This is a genomic window from Arthrobacter sp. TJ-263 (genome assembly GCF_058269155.1).
Window position 1 is genome coordinate 1,011,906 of the sequence record NZ_JBZCNE010000001.1, and the last position, 15,736, is coordinate 1,027,641.

General features: G+C 70.4%; 17 protein-coding genes. 11 read left to right on the plus strand and 6 right to left on the minus strand.

The annotated features are described in order from the left end of the window. Positions 1 to 33: 33 nt before the first annotated feature. Together rsrA and AC4D2F_RS04805 are read right to left on the minus strand one after the other, a co-directional pair. Positions 34 to 294 carry a mycothiol system anti-sigma-R factor gene (rsrA, locus tag AC4D2F_RS04800; RefSeq protein WP_104165803.1) on the minus strand — a complete coding sequence of 87 codons (261 nt, stop codon included), beginning with the start codon at positions 292 to 294 and terminating at the stop codon, positions 34 to 36. Continuing rightward, positions 291 to 986: a sigma-70 family RNA polymerase sigma factor gene (locus AC4D2F_RS04805; RefSeq protein WP_219815680.1), complete on the minus strand. Its 696-nt coding sequence runs from the start codon at positions 984 to 986 to the stop codon at positions 291 to 293. Before AC4D2F_RS04805 ends, rsrA begins: the two co-directional genes overlap by 4 nt. Positions 987 to 1,340: 354 nt before the next feature. Here AC4D2F_RS04805 and AC4D2F_RS04810 point away from each other — a divergent pair, with 354 nt between their 5' ends. The 11 genes from AC4D2F_RS04810 (at position 1,341) to AC4D2F_RS04860 (ending at position 11,017) form a co-directional block, all read left to right on the plus strand. Beyond that, a complete protein-coding gene (locus AC4D2F_RS04810; RefSeq protein WP_104165806.1) occupies positions 1,341 to 1,856 on the plus strand; it encodes a DoxX family protein in 516 nt (171 codons plus the stop codon). A gap of 5 nt (positions 1,857 to 1,861) precedes the next feature. Further along, on the plus strand, positions 1,862 to 3,232 hold the full coding sequence (gene aroA / locus AC4D2F_RS04815) for a 3-phosphoshikimate 1-carboxyvinyltransferase (RefSeq protein ID WP_490909689.1): 1,371 nt from the start codon (positions 1,862 to 1,864) through the stop codon (positions 3,230 to 3,232). Then, entirely contained in the window at positions 3,229 to 4,359 is a 1,131-nt protein-coding gene (rsgA, locus tag AC4D2F_RS04820) for a ribosome small subunit-dependent GTPase A (RefSeq protein WP_490909690.1), read from the plus strand. Before aroA ends, rsgA begins: the two co-directional genes overlap by 4 nt. A gap of 162 nt (positions 4,360 to 4,521) precedes the next feature. Continuing rightward, the gene (locus tag AC4D2F_RS04825; protein ID WP_043446208.1) at positions 4,522 to 4,725 is read left to right on the plus strand and encodes a cold-shock protein; all 204 of its coding nucleotides are present in this window, start codon (positions 4,522 to 4,524) and stop codon (positions 4,723 to 4,725) included. Positions 4,726 to 4,859: 134 nt separating this feature from the next. Continuing rightward, positions 4,860 to 5,669, plus strand: a complete 810-nt coding sequence (hisN, locus tag AC4D2F_RS04830; protein ID WP_104165812.1) for a histidinol-phosphatase — start codon at positions 4,860 to 4,862, stop codon at positions 5,667 to 5,669. A gap of 30 nt (positions 5,670 to 5,699) precedes the next feature. Beyond that, a complete protein-coding gene (locus AC4D2F_RS04835; RefSeq protein WP_490909691.1) occupies positions 5,700 to 6,461 on the plus strand; it encodes a class I SAM-dependent methyltransferase in 762 nt (253 codons plus the stop codon). 31 nt (positions 6,462 to 6,492) lie between these two features. Beyond that, complete coding sequence (locus AC4D2F_RS04840) at positions 6,493 to 7,416, plus strand: metal ABC transporter substrate-binding protein (RefSeq protein ID WP_490909692.1); 924 nt, start codon at positions 6,493 to 6,495, stop codon at positions 7,414 to 7,416. Continuing rightward, the gene (locus AC4D2F_RS04845) at positions 7,413 to 8,213 is read left to right on the plus strand and encodes a metal ABC transporter ATP-binding protein (protein ID WP_490909693.1); all 801 of its coding nucleotides are present in this window, start codon (positions 7,413 to 7,415) and stop codon (positions 8,211 to 8,213) included. Before AC4D2F_RS04840 ends, AC4D2F_RS04845 begins: the two co-directional genes overlap by 4 nt. A gap of 1 nt (position 8,214) precedes the next feature. Beyond that, positions 8,215 to 9,111, plus strand: coding sequence for a metal ABC transporter permease (locus AC4D2F_RS04850; RefSeq protein WP_490909694.1), 897 nt, complete (start codon positions 8,215 to 8,217; stop codon positions 9,109 to 9,111). Continuing rightward, the gene (locus tag AC4D2F_RS04855) at positions 9,111 to 9,863 is read left to right on the plus strand and encodes a metal-dependent transcriptional regulator (protein WP_490909695.1); all 753 of its coding nucleotides are present in this window, start codon (positions 9,111 to 9,113) and stop codon (positions 9,861 to 9,863) included. Before AC4D2F_RS04850 ends, AC4D2F_RS04855 begins: the two co-directional genes overlap by 1 nt. A gap of 53 nt (positions 9,864 to 9,916) precedes the next feature. Further along, positions 9,917 to 11,017, plus strand: a complete 1,101-nt coding sequence (locus tag AC4D2F_RS04860) for a carboxylate-amine ligase (protein WP_490909696.1) — start codon at positions 9,917 to 9,919, stop codon at positions 11,015 to 11,017. A gap of 5 nt (positions 11,018 to 11,022) precedes the next feature. Here AC4D2F_RS04860 and AC4D2F_RS04865 read toward each other — a convergent pair whose 3' ends face one another. The 4 genes from AC4D2F_RS04865 to AC4D2F_RS04880 all read right to left on the minus strand — a co-directional run bounded on the left by AC4D2F_RS04865 (position 11,023) and on the right by AC4D2F_RS04880 (position 15,623). Continuing rightward, the gene (locus AC4D2F_RS04865; RefSeq protein ID WP_490909697.1) at positions 11,023 to 11,907 is read right to left on the minus strand and encodes an SDR family NAD(P)-dependent oxidoreductase; all 885 of its coding nucleotides are present in this window, start codon (positions 11,905 to 11,907) and stop codon (positions 11,023 to 11,025) included. 123 nt (positions 11,908 to 12,030) lie between these two features. Further along, entirely contained in the window at positions 12,031 to 14,175 is a 2,145-nt protein-coding gene (locus tag AC4D2F_RS04870; protein WP_490909698.1) for an alpha-galactosidase, read from the minus strand. 41 nt (positions 14,176 to 14,216) lie between these two features. After that, positions 14,217 to 14,444: a hypothetical protein gene (locus tag AC4D2F_RS04875; protein ID WP_490909699.1), complete on the minus strand. Its 228-nt coding sequence runs from the start codon at positions 14,442 to 14,444 to the stop codon at positions 14,217 to 14,219. Positions 14,445 to 14,489: 45 nt separating this feature from the next. Next, positions 14,490 to 15,623, minus strand: coding sequence for a D-alanyl-D-alanine carboxypeptidase family protein (locus tag AC4D2F_RS04880; RefSeq protein ID WP_490909700.1), 1,134 nt, complete (start codon positions 15,621 to 15,623; stop codon positions 14,490 to 14,492). Between the last annotated feature and the right edge of the window lie 113 nt (positions 15,624 to 15,736).

Here is a 15,736-nt window from a genome sequence, read left to right on the forward strand (position 1 = left end):
TCGGGTGAACCGGGTTCTGTGTCTCCCGGGTCGTCAGTGGTCCACGGTCTTGAGGTGGCTGATCCGGTCGAGGATGCTCGCCTTCAGGGTCGAGGGCGCCACCTCGGTGCAGGATCGCTTCACGACGGACCGGATGACGCACTCGAGGTCGTGCTCCTCGGCGCACTGTGGGCAGTCGTTGAGGTGATCCTTGATCTCGACGAGGTCCTGGTGGGACAGCGCACCGTCCAGGTACTCGTACAGACGTTCGATCCTCGCATCGGCGCAGTCGCCCATGCTCCCGCAATCGCTCATTTCTCCATCTCCTGTTCCTTACCCTTCGCGCCCGCTGCGACCTTGGCCTTCGCGCCAGCACCGGTGCTGGCGCCCAGCCCGCGATCACGCGCGTACTCCGCGAGATGCTCGCGGAGCAGCTTGCGGCCGCGGTGCAGCCGGGACATGACGGTCCCGATGGGCGTGTTCATGATTTCTGAGATCTCCTTGTACGCGAAGCCCTCGACGTCCGAGAAGTACACCGCGAGCCTGAATTCCTCGGGGATGGCCTGCAGCGCGTCCTTCACGTCCGAATCGGGCAGGTGGTCGAGCGCCTCCACCTCGGCCGAGCGGAGCCCGAGGGAGGTGTGCTCGGCAGCCTTGGCCAACTGCCAGTCCTCGATGGTGTCCGAGTGCGACTGGAGGGGTTCGCGCTGCCTCTTCCGATACAGGTTGATGTAGGTATTGGTGAGGATGCGGTACAGCCACGCCTTCAGGTTGGTGCCCGGCTTGTACTGGTGGAAGGCCGAGAACGCCTTGGTGTAGGCCTCCTGCACCAGGTCCTCCGCATCGCTGGGATTGCGGGCCATACGCATGGCGGCCGAGTAGAGCTGGTCGACGTACTGCATCGCATCACGCTCGAAGCGTGCCTTGCGGTCGGCTTCCGACTCCGTCGACACGTCCAACTGTGCATCTTCGGCCTGGTTGCTGCCTGCGGGGGCTGTGGTATTCATCGAGCCAAAGTCTACGCGTTCCCGCCGTTGCGACACCGTGGTGTCGACCCGCCCGGGAGACGTCGACAACTGGAAATCCGGTCTTTCGACCGTCGCGGTACACGCACCTGTCATCCCTAATCCCTTCTCCCGTTCCCATGTCCGTTACGCCTGTTCCAACCCCTCCCCCCGCCCCCTTATTCCTGTCCCCGCACCCGCCGTACGCGGACCGTCCCCTCCCGGCTGCGCCGCAACCCCACGCGCTCGCGGGCTCGCGGATCGTCCCCGGTGGTGGGGCATGCAAAACTAGGACCAGCGTGCTTCGTACCCGAGAAACCGATGCCCGGCCGACCCGCCGGCAACCAGGAGGCAGTTATGACCCTTGTCCGCGTAGTAGCCCGACCCTTGATCGCCAGCAGCTTCGTCGTGAGCGGCGTCGATCGACTCCGTACGGCGGGTGCCACGGCACCGCAGCTCAAGCCCGTCCTCACCGGCGTGGCGAAGATCGTCCCCTCGGCCGGCGCGATCACCGGCAACGAGAAGCTCGTGGGCCAGGTCCTCGGCGCCACGCAGGTCGGCGCGGCCATCCTCCTGGGTATCGGCCGGTTCTCCCGGGTGGCGGCACTGCTGCTGACGGTCACCACCACGGTGAACGCGCTCGTCGACTACCGCTCGGCCGATGCATCGAGCCCCGAGGGCAAGAAGGCCCGCCGCTCGCAGCTGCTCAAGAACCTCTCGCTGATCGGCGCCGTCCTGCTCGCCGCCGTCGACACCAACGGACGCCCCGGCATCGCCTGGCGCGCCGAGCACCTCGCGACGGATGCCAGGAAGCAGCTGAAGAAGGCCGACAAGGCCGTCCGCAAGACCGCGTCCGACGTCGTCGGTTCCTAGGCTCGATGGCAGCGTCATCAGGCGGGGTGCCCCACCGGACCGGATGGAGGGCACCCCGCCTGACCCGGCCCGTGGACGCCGACATCTCGGTTCCCGGTTCCAAGTCCCTCACCAACCGCTATCTCGTGCTTGCCGCACTGGCGGACGGCCCCTGCCGCCTGCGCCGGCCCCTGCACTCACGTGATTCGGCCCTCATGATCGCCGCACTGCGGGCGCTCGGCGCCGTCATCGAGGAGGTCCCCGGCGACGGCGACTTCGGCCCGGACCTCCGGGTGATCCCCCTGCGGAGCGGCGGGCCGGCCTCGCGTGCCGTGGACTGCGGCCTCGCGGGCACCGTCATGCGCTTCGTGCCCCCGCTGGCCGGCCTGGTGTCCGGCACCACCACGTTCGACGGCGATCCGCACGCGCGCCGCCGCCCCATGGGCAGCATCATCGACGCCCTCCGGGGCCTCGGCCTCAGGATCGACGACGGCGGGGCCGGGTCCCTCCCTTTCTCTGTGCAGGGCGAGGGCCGGGTGCACGGCGGGCACCTGGTCATCGACGCCTCCGCGTCCTCGCAGTTCGTGTCGGCGCTGCTGCTCGCCGGCGCGCGCTTCACGGACGGGCTGCACCTCGAGCACGTGGGCAAGCCCGTGCCCAGCCTCGACCACGTCCGCATGACCGTCGAGACCCTGCGGGCGGTCGGCGTGGCCGTCGACGACTCCGTGCCGAACCACTGGCGCGTCTCCCCCGGGCCGATCACCGCGTTCGACGCCGCCGTGGAACCCGACCTCTCCAACGCCGGCCCCTTCCTCGCCGCCGCCGTCGTCACGGGCGGCACCGTCCGGGTGCGGAACTGGCCCGAGGCCACCACGCAGGTCGGCGACGCCTGGCGGCGCATCCTGCCGCTGATGGGCGCCACGGCGGACCTCGACGGCGGGGTCCTCACCGTCACCGGCGGGGCGTCGGTGGACGGCGGGACCTTCGCCGACACCTCGGAGCTCGCCCCCACCGTCGCCGCGCTCTGCGCCCTGGCCACGACGCCGTCGACCCTCACCGGCATCGCGCACCTGCGCGGGCACGAGACCGACCGGCTCGCTGCGCTCGTCGCGGAGATCAACGGGCTCGGCGGGGACGCGGAGGAGACGGCCGACGGCCTCGTCATCCGCCCGGCACCGCTCCACGGCGGTCTCTTCAGCACGTACGACGACCATCGGATGGCCACCGCGGGCGCGATCATCGGACTCGCCGTGGACGGCGTGGACGTCGAGAACATCGGCACCACGGCCAAGACCATGCCGGAGTTCCCCGATCTCTGGGCTGCCCTCGCGCGCACCGCGGGCGAGCCGGGATCCGACCGCGCGCCGCTCTCCACCGCACCCGTGGCCAGGGCATGAGCGAGACCGGCAACCGCCGCGGATCGCGGGCCTGGGACGAGTCCGACGTCCGCATCCGCCCCAACAAGAAGGGGACCCGTCCGCGGACCAAGAACCGCCCCGCCTACGAGGACGCCGAGACGGGCCGCGTCGTGACGGTCGACCGCGGACGCTACACCACCGTGGTCGACGAGGGCACGGCCGGCGAGCGGACGGTCATCGCCGCGCGGGCCCGCGAACTGCGCCGCAACGCCGTCGTCGCGGGTGACCTCGTGGCCCTAGTCGGTGATCTCTCGGGCGGCCCCGACTCCCTCGCGCGGCTCGTGCGCATCGAGGAACGGACGACGGTGCTGCGCAGGAGCGCGGACGACACCGACCCGGTGGAGCGCGTGGTGGTCGCCAACGCGGACCAGCTCGTGATCGTGGTCGCGGCCGCCAACCCCGAGCCGAGGACGGGCTTCATCGACCGGGCGCTCGTCGCCGCCTACGACGCCGGTATCGAACCCCTGCTGTGCATCACCAAGGCCGACCTCCGCGACCCCGCGCCCCTGCTCGCCAACTACGAACACCTGGACCTCCGCGTGATCATCAGCCGGACGGACGACAGCACAGGCATCGAGGCCACCTCCGACGACGGCGAGTCCGCGCACCTGTCCTCCACCGCCGTCGACGCCCTGAGGGAGGAGCTCGACGGACAGGTGAGCGTACTGCTCGGCCACTCCGGCGTCGGCAAGTCCACCATGGTCAACGCCCTGACGGGTTCCACGCGCGCGACGGGCGGCGTGAACGCGGTGACCGGCAGGGGACGGCACACGTCCTCCTCCGCGCTCGCACTGAAAGCCGCGGATGCCGCGCCCGGCACCTGGATCATCGACACCCCCGGCATCCGGTCCTTCGGGCTCGCGCACGTGGAGGCCGACAGGATCCTCAAGGCGTTCCCCGACCTCGACCCCGGGACCGAGCGCTGCGAGCGTGGCTGCCGGCACGACGACCACGCCGTCGGATGCGGCCTGGACAGCTACGTGGCCGAAGGCCTCGCCGGCGACTCCGGGCCCGTGCGCCTGGCCTCGCTGCGGCGCCTGCTCAGCGCCGGGACGGCCGAGGCGCGAGGCAGCTCACACGACGCCAAGGAACTCGGACACCAGTGATCGGCCCGATCACTGGTAGGCTCGATCCTGTTGTTGTTTGCGCATTACATCTCTAAGCCTTGACCCTCCACCTGGAGTTCGACAGCTTTTTTGATAAGCGGGTAACGAACTGCACGATGAGCCCCGAACGTCGGGACGCTCTCACATGGTAAGGAAATCTCAATGGCTACTGGCACAGTGAAATGGTTCAACGCCGAAAAGGGCTTCGGCTTCATCGCTCCCGAGGACGGCGGCGCTGACGTGTTCGCCCACTTCTCCGCGATCAACTCGAACGGCTACCGTTCCCTCGAAGAGAACCAGAAGGTCAACTTCGAGACCACCCAGGGTCCCAAGGGTCCCCAGGCCGAGAACATCACCGTTCTCTGATTCCTCCGACACCGCCTGGCGGTGACGGTCAGAAAGCCACCGCGCGGCGCGAGCCCCCGGTGGCTTTCTGCTGTTCCGGGCCACTCCTCGCGCCCCGCACGGGATGCGCCCACCGAGACGATAGGTTGAACGGTATGAGTTTCACGCAGGGCTACAACGACGACCTCCGCCTCGCCCACATCATGGCCGATTCGGTGGACGACCAGACCATGTCGCGCTTCAAGGCGCTCGACCTGCGGGTGGAGACCAAGCCGGACCTCACGCCGGTGACGGACGCCGACAAGAGCGCGGAGGAGGCCATCCGCGGGCAGCTCTCCCGGGCACGGCCCCGGGATGCGATCCTCGGCGAGGAGTTCGGCAGCACCGGGTCCGGTTCGCGCCGCTGGGTCATCGACCCGATCGACGGCACCAAGAACTTCGTACGCGGCGTCCCGGTCTGGGCCACGCTCATCTCGCTCATCGACGACGGCAAGCCCGTCGTCGGCCTCGTCAGCGCTCCCGCACTGGGCAAGCGCTGGTGGGCGGCCCAGGGCACCGGCGCCTACACCGGGAAGTCCCTCGCCGCCGCACAGCGCCTCCGGGTCTCCAACGTCTCCCGCCTCGAGGACGCCTCGCTGTCCTACTCCAGCCTCTCCGGCTGGCGCGAACGCGGGACGCTCGCCGAATTCGTGAACCTCACCGACCGGGTCTGGCGCACGCGTGCCTACGGTGACTTCTGGTCCTACTGCCTCGTGGCGGAGGGAGCGGTGGACATCGCCTGCGAACCCGACCTGAACTTGTACGACATGGCGGCGCTCGTGCCGATCGTCACCGAGGCCGGAGGGCGCTTCACCTCCCTCGACGGCGAGGACGGACCTCACGGCGGCAACGCCCTCGCGACCAACGGCACCCTGCACAGCGAGGTGCTGCGGACCCTCAACCCCGATGTGGATGACCTGCTCTAGCAGCACGCGCAGCGCGGCGGGCACGCCGTGGTGAAGGGCGGGCCGCGGCTCGGGGAGGAACGCCGGAGGGATCTCGCCGCCGCTTACCTGTCCGGAGCAGGCCGCTACGATCGCGTACGCCCCGGCTACCCCGAGGCCGCCGCCGACTGGATCATCCCCGCCGGCGCCCGCCGCGCAGCCGACCTCGGCGCCGGGACCGGCCTCTTCACGGAACTGCTCGTGGAGCGCGGAGTCGCGGTGACGGCGGTGGATCCCTCCGAGGACATGCTGGCCGTCCTCGGAGACAGGCTGCCCGGGGTCCCCGCCGTCCGGGGCACGGCGGAGGAGACCCACCTCCCGGAGGCCTCCCTGGATCTGCTCACCCTGGCGCAGGCGTGGCACTGGTGCGACCACACCGCCACGGTCCGGGAGGCAGCACGGGTCCTGAAGCCGGCGGGCCGGCTCGCCCTCCTGTGGAACCAGCTCGACGTCTCGGTCCCGTGGGTGCACCGGCTGTCCCGCATCATGCACGCCGGTGACGTGTTCTCGCCCTCCTACCGCCCCGTGTTCGGGGCCGCCTTCGACGCCCCGGAGGACCTGGTGGTGCACTGGACCCAGGAACTGGACGTCCCCGGCATCCTCGACCTCGCGCGGTCCCGCAGCTACTACCAGCGGGCGGCGCCCGCGCTGCAGGGCCGCGTCGAAGCGAATCTCCGGTGGTACCTCACCGATTACCTCGCCTTCGCCGGGACGGCAACGCTCCGCCTGCCCTATTACACCCACGCCTGGCGTACCTCCCTGCGAACGGCCTAGATTTCGGCATGCCTAAACGGTAGATTTAGGCATGCCTCAAAACCGGTGGTGGACGTCCTGCCGGGCCACGGTGCTCCAGTGCCTGGTCCTCGCCGTCCTGGTCACCGGGTGCGCCCGTCAGGCCCCGCCGTCCTCCGCCCCCGACGACCGCCCGCGCGTCCTGACGACCTTCTCGGTCCTCGCCGACCTCGTCGACACCGTGGGCGGCGGGCACGTCCGCGTCGAGTCGATCACCAAGGTGGGAGCGGAGATCCACGGGTACGAACCCACGCCGTCCGACCTCGTGCGGGCCCAGGACGCAGACCTCGTCGTCGACAACGGGCTGGGGCTGGAGCGCTGGTTCGAGCGGTTCCTGAACTCCGTCGACGCACCCCATGTGGTCCTGTCCGACGGCGTCGAACCCGTCGACATCCGCACCGGCGACTACCGCGGACGGGCGAACCCCCACGCGTGGATGTCCCCCGTCGCCGCACAGACCTACGTGGACAACACCGTCGCGGCCCTCTCCGAACTCGCCCCGGAGCATGCCGCCGACTTCGCGGCGAACGGCCGGCAGCTCAAGGCCGAGCTCGCGGCCCTGCTGGCCGACTTCCGCGAGGACCTGGCGGACGTCGACGCCGCGGCACTCGTGACCTGCGAGGGGGCCTTCTCCTATCTCGCGCGCGACGCCGGGATCCAGGAGGCGTTCATCTGGCCGGTCAACGCCGACTCCGAGGGGACGCCACGGCAGATCCGCGGTGTCATCACGTTCGTCGAGGAGAACCGCGTGCCGACGCTCTTCTGCGAATCCACGGTCAACCCCTCCGCCCAGGAACAGGTGGCCCTCGCCACCGGCGCCCGGCTGGGCGGAACGCTGTACGTCGACTCGCTGTCCGGACCCGAGGGGCCGGTGCCGACGTTCGTGGACCTCATCCGCTACGACCTGGACACCATCGCGGAAGGACTCACACGATGACCACCCCCCGGGAGGCAGAGCCCGTGCCTGTCATCGACGTACGGCACCTCACCGTCCGCTACGACGACGTGCTGGCCCTGGACGATGTCAGCGTGCACCTCGCGCCCGGGAGGATCTGCGGGCTCATCGGCGTCAACGGGTCCGGGAAGTCGACGCTCTTCACCTCCCTCATGGGTCTCCTCACGCCCCAGGCTGGGTCCGTGAAGCTCTTCGGGAGCTCCATCGCCCGGGCGAGGAAGAGCGGGCTCGTCGCCTACATGCCGCAGGCGGAGGGCGTCGACTGGACCTTCCCGGTGTCGGTGTCGGATGTCGTGGGCATGGGCCTGTACGGGCGGCTCGGGACGGCACGCCGGCTGCGGGCGGCCGACAGGGCGGCCGTCGACGACGCACTGGAGCGCGTCGGGCTGTCGGAACTGAGGAGGCGCCAGATCGGGCAGTTGTCGGGCGGGCAGCGCAAACGCGTGTTCATCGCGCGGAGCATCGCCCAGGACGCCCGGCTCCTGCTCCTCGACGAGCCGTTCGCGGGGGTCGACCAGTCGAGCGAGCACACCATGACCGCACTCCTGAAGGCGTTGCGGGACGAGGGGCGATCGGTACTCGTGTCCACGCACGACCTCGCGGGGGTGCCGGACCTCTGCGACGAAGCCGTCCTCCTGCACCAGCGCGTCCTGGCGCAGGGCGAGCCGTCGCAGGTCCTGACCCACGGAAACCTCGCCCTCGCCTTCGGCCCCCTGCCCGCCGGTATCCCCTCCGCCTCCCCCGGTGCGGCTCCCTCCTCACCGAAGGGAGCGCCCTGACATGGACGTCCTCGCGTTCCTCCTCGAACCGCTCCAGTACGGCTTCCTCACGAGGGCCCTCGCCGTCACCGTCGCAGCGGCCGTCGTCGCCGCGGTGCTCTCCTGCTGGCTCATCCTCATGGGGTGGTCCCTGATGGGGGACGCCGTGTCGCACGCCGTCCTGCCCGGCGTCGCCCTCGCCTACATCCTCGGCATCCCCTTCTCCATCGGAGCGTTCGTGTTCGGCGTCGGGGCCGTGGCTCTGATCGGGCTCGTCCGGTCCACCACCAAGCTGAAGGCCGATACCGTGATCGGCGTGGTCTTCACCGGCCTCTTCGCCGCCGGTCTGGCCATCGTCTCGGCCACGCCGTCTCAGATCGACCTCATGCACATCCTGTTCGGCAACGTCCTCGGGGTGTCCGCCGGCGATGTCCGGCAGGTGCTGATCCTCGGCGCGGTGACCCTCACCGTCCTCCTCGTGAAGCGACGCGACCTCACCCTGCTGGCCTTCGACCGCACGCACGCCCACGTGATCGGCCTGAACACCCGGTTCCTGTCCGCGCTCCTCCTCGGCCTGCTCGCGCTGACCGTCGTCGTCGGCCTCCAGGCCGTGGGCATCATCCTCGTCGTGGCCATGCTGATCACGCCGGGCGCCACGGCGTTCCTCCTCTCCCGCAGTTTCGACCGCATGCTGGTGATCGCCGTCGTGCTGACCGTGGCCGCGTCCGTGGCCGGCATCTATGCCAGCTACTACCTCGACATCTCCACCGGTGCCGCCGTCGTGCTGTGCCAGGCCCTCGTGTTCGCCGTCGTCTACCTCGTGGGCCGGCCGGACGGCATGCTCTGGCGGGCACGACGACGACGCAGGACGGTCGCCCCGTCCAGCACGCCCGCCGCGACGTCGCTGCGGGACGCCTGATGACGGGCCGCAGGGGAGCCGTGCTCAGCATCGAATCGACGAGCGTGCAGGACTACGTGAAGGCCATCTACGCCTTCACGGAATGGCAGGCGGAGCCGATCACCGCCACGCACCTGGCCGTCCGCCTCACCGTCGCGAACTCGTCCGTCACCGGGATGGTGGGCAAGCTGGTGGGCCTGGGCCTGGCCGAGCACCGCAAGTACGGGCCCATCGGCCTCACGCCGTCGGGCCGGGCACTCGCCCTCGCGATGGTCCGCCGCCACCGGCTCATCGAGACCTTCCTCGTCACGGAGCTCGGCTACGGCTGGGACGAGGTGCACGACGAGGCGGAGTTGCTCGAGCACACGGTCTCGGATGCCTTCGTGGAGCGCCTCGACCACAAACTGGGCCGGCCCACGCGCGACCCGCACGGTGATCCGATCCCGGGGGCGGACGGCCGCGTCCACTACCCTCCGGCGCACCGGCTCGACGGCCTGGACGAAGGCCACCTCGGCAAGCTCGCACGGGTCAGCGACGACGACCCCGAGGTGCTACGCCTCCTCGACCGGCACGGCGTCGCCCTCGACGCCGTCCTCCTCGTGGCCCGCCGCGGCCCTGGGCCGTCGATCGAGCTGCGCCTCGGTGCAGACCCCTCGGCGCCCAGCCTCTCCGCGGACGGCGCCCTCGCGCGGTCGCTGTGGATCGAGAGCACCGTCCCGCACGAGGACTGCACGATCGACGCCGCGTCACGACGGCGTGGCGTCTCCTCCTAGACTGGTCGGGACCTGCCTTGCCCCGCGCCCTGCCAGCTGAACGGAGTGCCCCGATGACCACACTCGGACTCGAAGAGGAGTACCTGCTCCTCGACCCGCGGTCGGGGCTGCCCGCCCATCACGCCGCCGAGGTGGAGGGCATGCTCGAATCCCATCCGGAGGTTGACTCGGACGAGATCCAGCGGGAGTTGCTCTCGTGCCAGATCGAGACGGCCACCCCGGTCTGCTCGACCCTGACGGAGGCCGAGGAGTCGCTGCTGAACTTCAGGAGGAAGTTCGCGGACGCTGCCGCCCGGACGGGGAGTATCGGCGCGGCCACCGGCACGGCACCGCGGATCCCCCAGGCGTATCCGGAGCTCACCGACAAGCAGCGCTACGAGGACCTCCGGGCCAGCGCGCCCGGCATCGTGGGCGACCAGTTCGTCAACGGCCTGCACGTGCACGTGGGCGTACCGGATCCCGAGCAGGGCGTGCAGGCGCTCAACCGGATCCGGCCCTGGATCCCCCTGCTGGCCGCCCTGAGCGTGAATTCGCCGTACTGGCTGGGCCGCGACAGCGGGTTCGCCAGCTGGCGGGTCATCCACTATCGCCGCTGGGCCGTCCAGGGAATCGCCCCGTACTTCGCCGACGCCGCCGACTACGAACGCCGGATCACCCGCCTGGCCGCCACGGGTGCGATCCTCGACCGCGGTGTCCTCACCTGGGTCGCACGGCTCTCCGACCACTACCCCACGCTGGAACTCAGGGCGTGCGACGTCCAGCTCGAAGCCCGGGACTCGGTGCTGCTCGGCGCCCTGACGCGCGCGCTCGTCGTCACGGAACTCCGGGCGGCCGAGGCCGATACCGCTCCCCTCGTCCCGGATCCGGAACTGCTGGACGCAGCCCTCTGGCAGGCCGCACGCGACGGCATGGGGCGCCACCTCGTGGACCTCGCCACGGCCGAGCCCGTGCCCGCGGAGCGGCACCTCGCGGCCTTCCTCGAACACATCGGCCCCGCCCTCGAGGACGAGGGCGACACGGACTGGGTCAAGGCAAGCATCGAGACCATCGCCGAACGAGGCACCGGCGCGCAGCGCCAGCGCCGCGCCATGCACGACGGCGGCATCGACTCGCTGCTGTCTCTCCTCGGACGGACTCTCACCGAGGGCGCGTAGGGGCGTCAGGCAGGCGGGGCGAAGGGATCAGGGAAGGCCGGGGTCGGCTCACCGCTGATCGCCGGCCGGTTCGAGTACGGCTGATGTCCGTGCTCGTCCTTCACCCCGTAGGCGCGGGCCACTTCCGCGGCGACCAGCGGCAGGCCCGTGAGACGGAGAACGTGCGGGTCGGCGGCCAGTGCCACGACGGCCCGACCGACGAAGAGGGGCGTCTCGCGGTTCGTCTCGTGCTCGAAATGCTCGATGTTCGCAAGTACGCCTTCCGTGAGGACGAGCCCCGGATAGAGGGACACCGACGTGATCCCGTGCTGTTCGAGGTCCACGGCCATATCCGCCGCGAGGCGGTCGATGGCCGCGTGCGCAACCCCGTAGGGCACGGGCGGCACGAAGACCTGGCCGGCGAAGGAGGAGAGGGTGACGATCAGCCCCGTGCCGGCTTCGATCAGGAGTGGTGCGGCGAACGACGACGCCACGTAGTGCGCCCGCAGCCCTGTGCGGTGCATCGAATCCCACAAGGACAGGGGCTGCTGCCAGAACGGACCGGGATTGAACTCGCTGCCGTCGGTGAACCGCTCATAGCCACCCCAGGCGCTGTTGACCAGCACATCGAGGCGTCCCTGCTCGGCGTCGATGCGGGCGAGCGCGGCCTCCACCTGACTGTCGTCACTCACGTCGAGTCTCAGCGGGATCCCCGTGCCGCCCGACTCCGTGACCAGCCTCGCGGTGTCGTGGATGGTTCCCGGCATCCGCGAGGGCGCTGTTCCTTCGGTGGTCGTCCGGCCGCCGACGTAGACGGTGGCTCCTGCCTCGCCGAATGCCCGTGCGATACCCCGGCCCACGCCACGGCTGCCCCCGGTGACGAAGACGACCTGCGGTCTGGGGATGGTCATGGGGCCGAGGGCCTGGAGCGCCGATGCATCGCGCCAGTATGCCCCACGGTCCGGGCCGTCACCAAGACCCCGACCGCTCCGGCAGTCAGTGTCCGTCACGGGTCGGGGCCGCCCGGGAACCCGCTAGGCGCCGACCGCGCGGAACTCGATCAGCATGCTCTGTTCGGGGAGCAGGACGGGCGCCTGCAGACCGGCCTGCGCCAGGGCGCGCCCGGACAGGCGCACCGGGTCCCCGTCGAGTGCCCGCTGCAGCCAGGCCAGCGGCGACTGTCCGTTGCCCGGATGCCCCTCCTCCGGTACCGCGGGACGCACCTCGTACAGCGCGTCGGGGTCGAGGCCCGGGAAGGTCACGGGACCGGGCGGGTAGCTCGCGCTCGACGCCGTGAGCGAGTAGCCGAACAGGGCGCGGCGCCGGTCCTCGGACACGATGCCCCGCAGGTCCATCGCGGGGTCCGGACACTCGGCGTGCACCACCCTCCCCCGGTGCAAGTCGTCGCGCCAGGACCGGTGGAGGGCCACATAGCGGCCGAGGACCCCGTACTCCGCCTCCGTCAGGTCCGAGATGTCCCACTCGATGCCGAAGTGGCCGAAGATCGCGGTGGCGGCCCGGAACGGCAGGGTGTGGGCGCGGCCCGTCGAATGCGAGACGGGGCCGCCGATGTGCATGCCCAGCAGTTCGGGCGGCACGACGAGACCCGTGTACTTCTGGTTCACGAGCCGTTCGATCGGGTCGATGCAGTCGCTCGTCCAGATGCGGTCCGTCCGTGCGAGGATCCCGAGGTCCACGCGTGCACCGCCCGAGGCGCAGCTCTCGATCTCGAGCCCCGGATGCCGGCGCCGCAGTTCGTCGAGCAGCCGGTAGAGCGCCTCGACGTGCCGGTGGACGGCGGCCCGGCCCGTCCTCGCATCCGCGGCCTCGAGCAGGTCCCTGTTGTGGTCCCACTTGACGTAGGCAATGTCGTTGGTCGTCAGGATGTCGTCGAGGCGTTCGAGGATGTAGGCGTAGGCGTCCGGATTGCCCAGGTTCAGTACCTGCTGCTGGCGGCCCGGAAGTGGCAGGCGGCCTTCCGCCTGCAGGATCCAGTCCGGGTGGGCGCGCGCGAGGTCCGAGTCGGCGTTGACCATCTCGGGTTCGAACCACAGGCCGAACTCCATCCCGAGGTTCCGCACGTGATCGATGATCGGAGCGAGTCCGTCGGGCCAGACGGTCTCGTCCACATACCAGTCGCCGAGGCTGGAGGTGTCGTCGCGCCGCCCACGGAACCAGCCGTCGTCGAGCACGAACCGTTCGACGCCGAGGGACGCCGCGCGGTCCGCGAGGGCCAGCAGGCGCGGGAGGTCCAGCGCGAAGTAGACCGCCTCCCACGTGTTCAGTGTGACCGGGCGGGGGCGCTGCGGGTGGGAGTCACGCGCCCGGAGGTCCCGGTGGAACCGGCCGGACAGCTCGTTCAGGCCGTGCCCCCAGGAGCCGACGGCGGGCGGGGTGGAGTAGCTCTCCCCCGGCGCCAGGACGACCTCGCGGGGGGACAGCACCTCGCCTGCCGAGAGGAACACCGAGCCTGCGGGGGTCTTCTCCGCGAGCACCTGCTGGTTGCCGCTCCATGCCAGATGGATGCCCTGGACGAGGCCGTGCTCGAACCCGAAGCCGCGGGTACCCGCGGCGAGGAGGACCGTGGCGTCCGCTCCCGGCCTGCCGCGCCTGCTCGTCCGCGAGTAGGTGCCGGTGGTCAGGTCGTGGCGCTGCGGCGACCGTTCGCGCAGGTGCCGCCCGGTCGTGTCCAGGATCTCCGCCGCCGTGTGGTGCAGCGGGAAGAACAGATTGAGCGCGCGCACCTCGTAGTCGTCGTCGCCCGTGTTGGTGAGCTCCAGAGCCTGCGTGAAGAGGCCCGACGCCGTGAGGCCGAGGCGGGCGCGCACGGCGAGTCCCGCGTCCTCGTCGCGTGCCTCGACGAGTGCGCCGCCGGCTTCCCGCTCCATCGAGGTCACGGTGAACCGCGGGTAGAGCCGGGCGCCCGCGCGGTCGCCCACCAGTCCGGGGGTCCCCTGCCAGCCGGCGGACTCGAGGGGCAGGAGCGTCAGGAGGGCCGGGACGTCGATGCCGCCGGACACGCGCTGCGGCTGGTGCGCTGCGGTGATCCCCCGCAGTCCGTCGAGGCCGACGTCGCCGAGGGCCGGACCCCAGTAGGCGATCGTCGGCATGCCGTGCGGATGCGGATCGAGCACCACGCTGGTGCCGCCGCGCGAGAGATGGAGGGGTTCGGAGGTCATTGCTTATTTCTACCGTGTAAATAAACCCCCGGACAAAATACCTACCGTGCGCGCGTGTCCCGCCGGAGCAGGCCGACGATCAGGCAGAGGAGACCGAGCAGGAGGGGGACGAGGGTGTACAGCGTGTGCGTCCCGCCGAAGTAGCTCATGGCGAAGATGTACACGAAGGTGCTCCCCACGAGGATCCAGCCGAGCACGATCAAGGCGCGTCCCCGGCGGGGCGGCGGTAGTGGAGGGAGCCACGACGGCGTCCTGTCGGTCCAGCTCATGGCCCCAGTGTAGTTCCCGGAACGGTCCTCCCCATGGGCGATCGATCAGTAGGACGGCGCCGCCGGGATCGACAGGTAGTGCTCGAGTGTCGGCAGCCTGTGGGCACGCATCTCCGAGGAGATCGTGGTGCCGACGTAACGCAGGTGCCAGGGCTCGTACGCGTACCCGGTGGTCGAGGTCCGGCCCTGGGGGTAGCGGATGATGAATCCGTACCGCCACGCGTTCTGCGCGGCCCAGGCCCCCGCCGGCGTGCCCGCGAAGCATTCCTGCAGACCGCACGATCCATTGCGGTTCCCGATGTCGATGGCGAGGCCGGTCTGGTGTTCGCTGTAGCCAGGACGCGCCGAGATGAGGTCTGCCCTCGCCTGCCCGTACCGGTTGACGTAGGAGGCGTAGAGGGAGGCCTGCGTAGCGAACGACCGGTATCCGCTGACCGGCACCATGGCGACACCCGCGGCCCTCGCATCGGCGAGCAGCCGGGTGAATTGCTGCGCCGCGTCGCTGCGCAGCAATGGGCCCCCCACGTTCACCAGCGGGCCCGGGGTATAGCCGGCGGGATTCAGCATGCGTCGCTTGTTGACGACGACCACCGACGATGCGGCGACGTCGATGTCACGGCTCAGCACGGTTCCACCCCTGGCGGTCCAGGTGATGACACCACGCTGGTATCGCTGCTTGCAGGCTCCCGCGCTGCACGATTCGTCGGAGATCGGATAGCCCAGGGCGCCGTTCTCGAAGTTGGTGGAGGCCCACCGGGCCCTGATGGCCCCGACCGAGATCCTTGCTCCCGTGGTCGGGGACCAGATGATCGAACCGCCCTGGTAGTTCTGGTAGCAGCCGCCGCCGCGCAGGCCGCACACCTCGGGCCCGGTGGGGTACCCGAAGCGGCCGTTCTGGGAGCCATAGGCCCGCCAGGTCTGACCGATGGCGCCGTACGAAGGCTGTGCCCCGGTGGCCGGCGACCAGACGATGACGCCGCGCTGATAATTCCGCTGGCACCCTCCGTTGCGGAGTCCGCAGAACTCGGCACCCGTAGGGGGGCCGAGGCGCCCGCCGGCGCCGCCGAGTTGCGCGTGCCGCACGTCGATCGCCGTCCCGGCGTGGCTCGACGGCGCTGTGGCGAGGCTTCCAGCGGTCATCAGGGCGCAGCACAGGGCGATCAGCAGATGCACGAGCATGCGGTTCACTCTGTCCCCCGGACGTCGGCGTGGCTCAACGGTAGACGCGCCGATAGCGCCGGACAAGAGTCGGCCGGCCGGAGGAACGACGAAGCGCCCTGCCGGAGACCGGC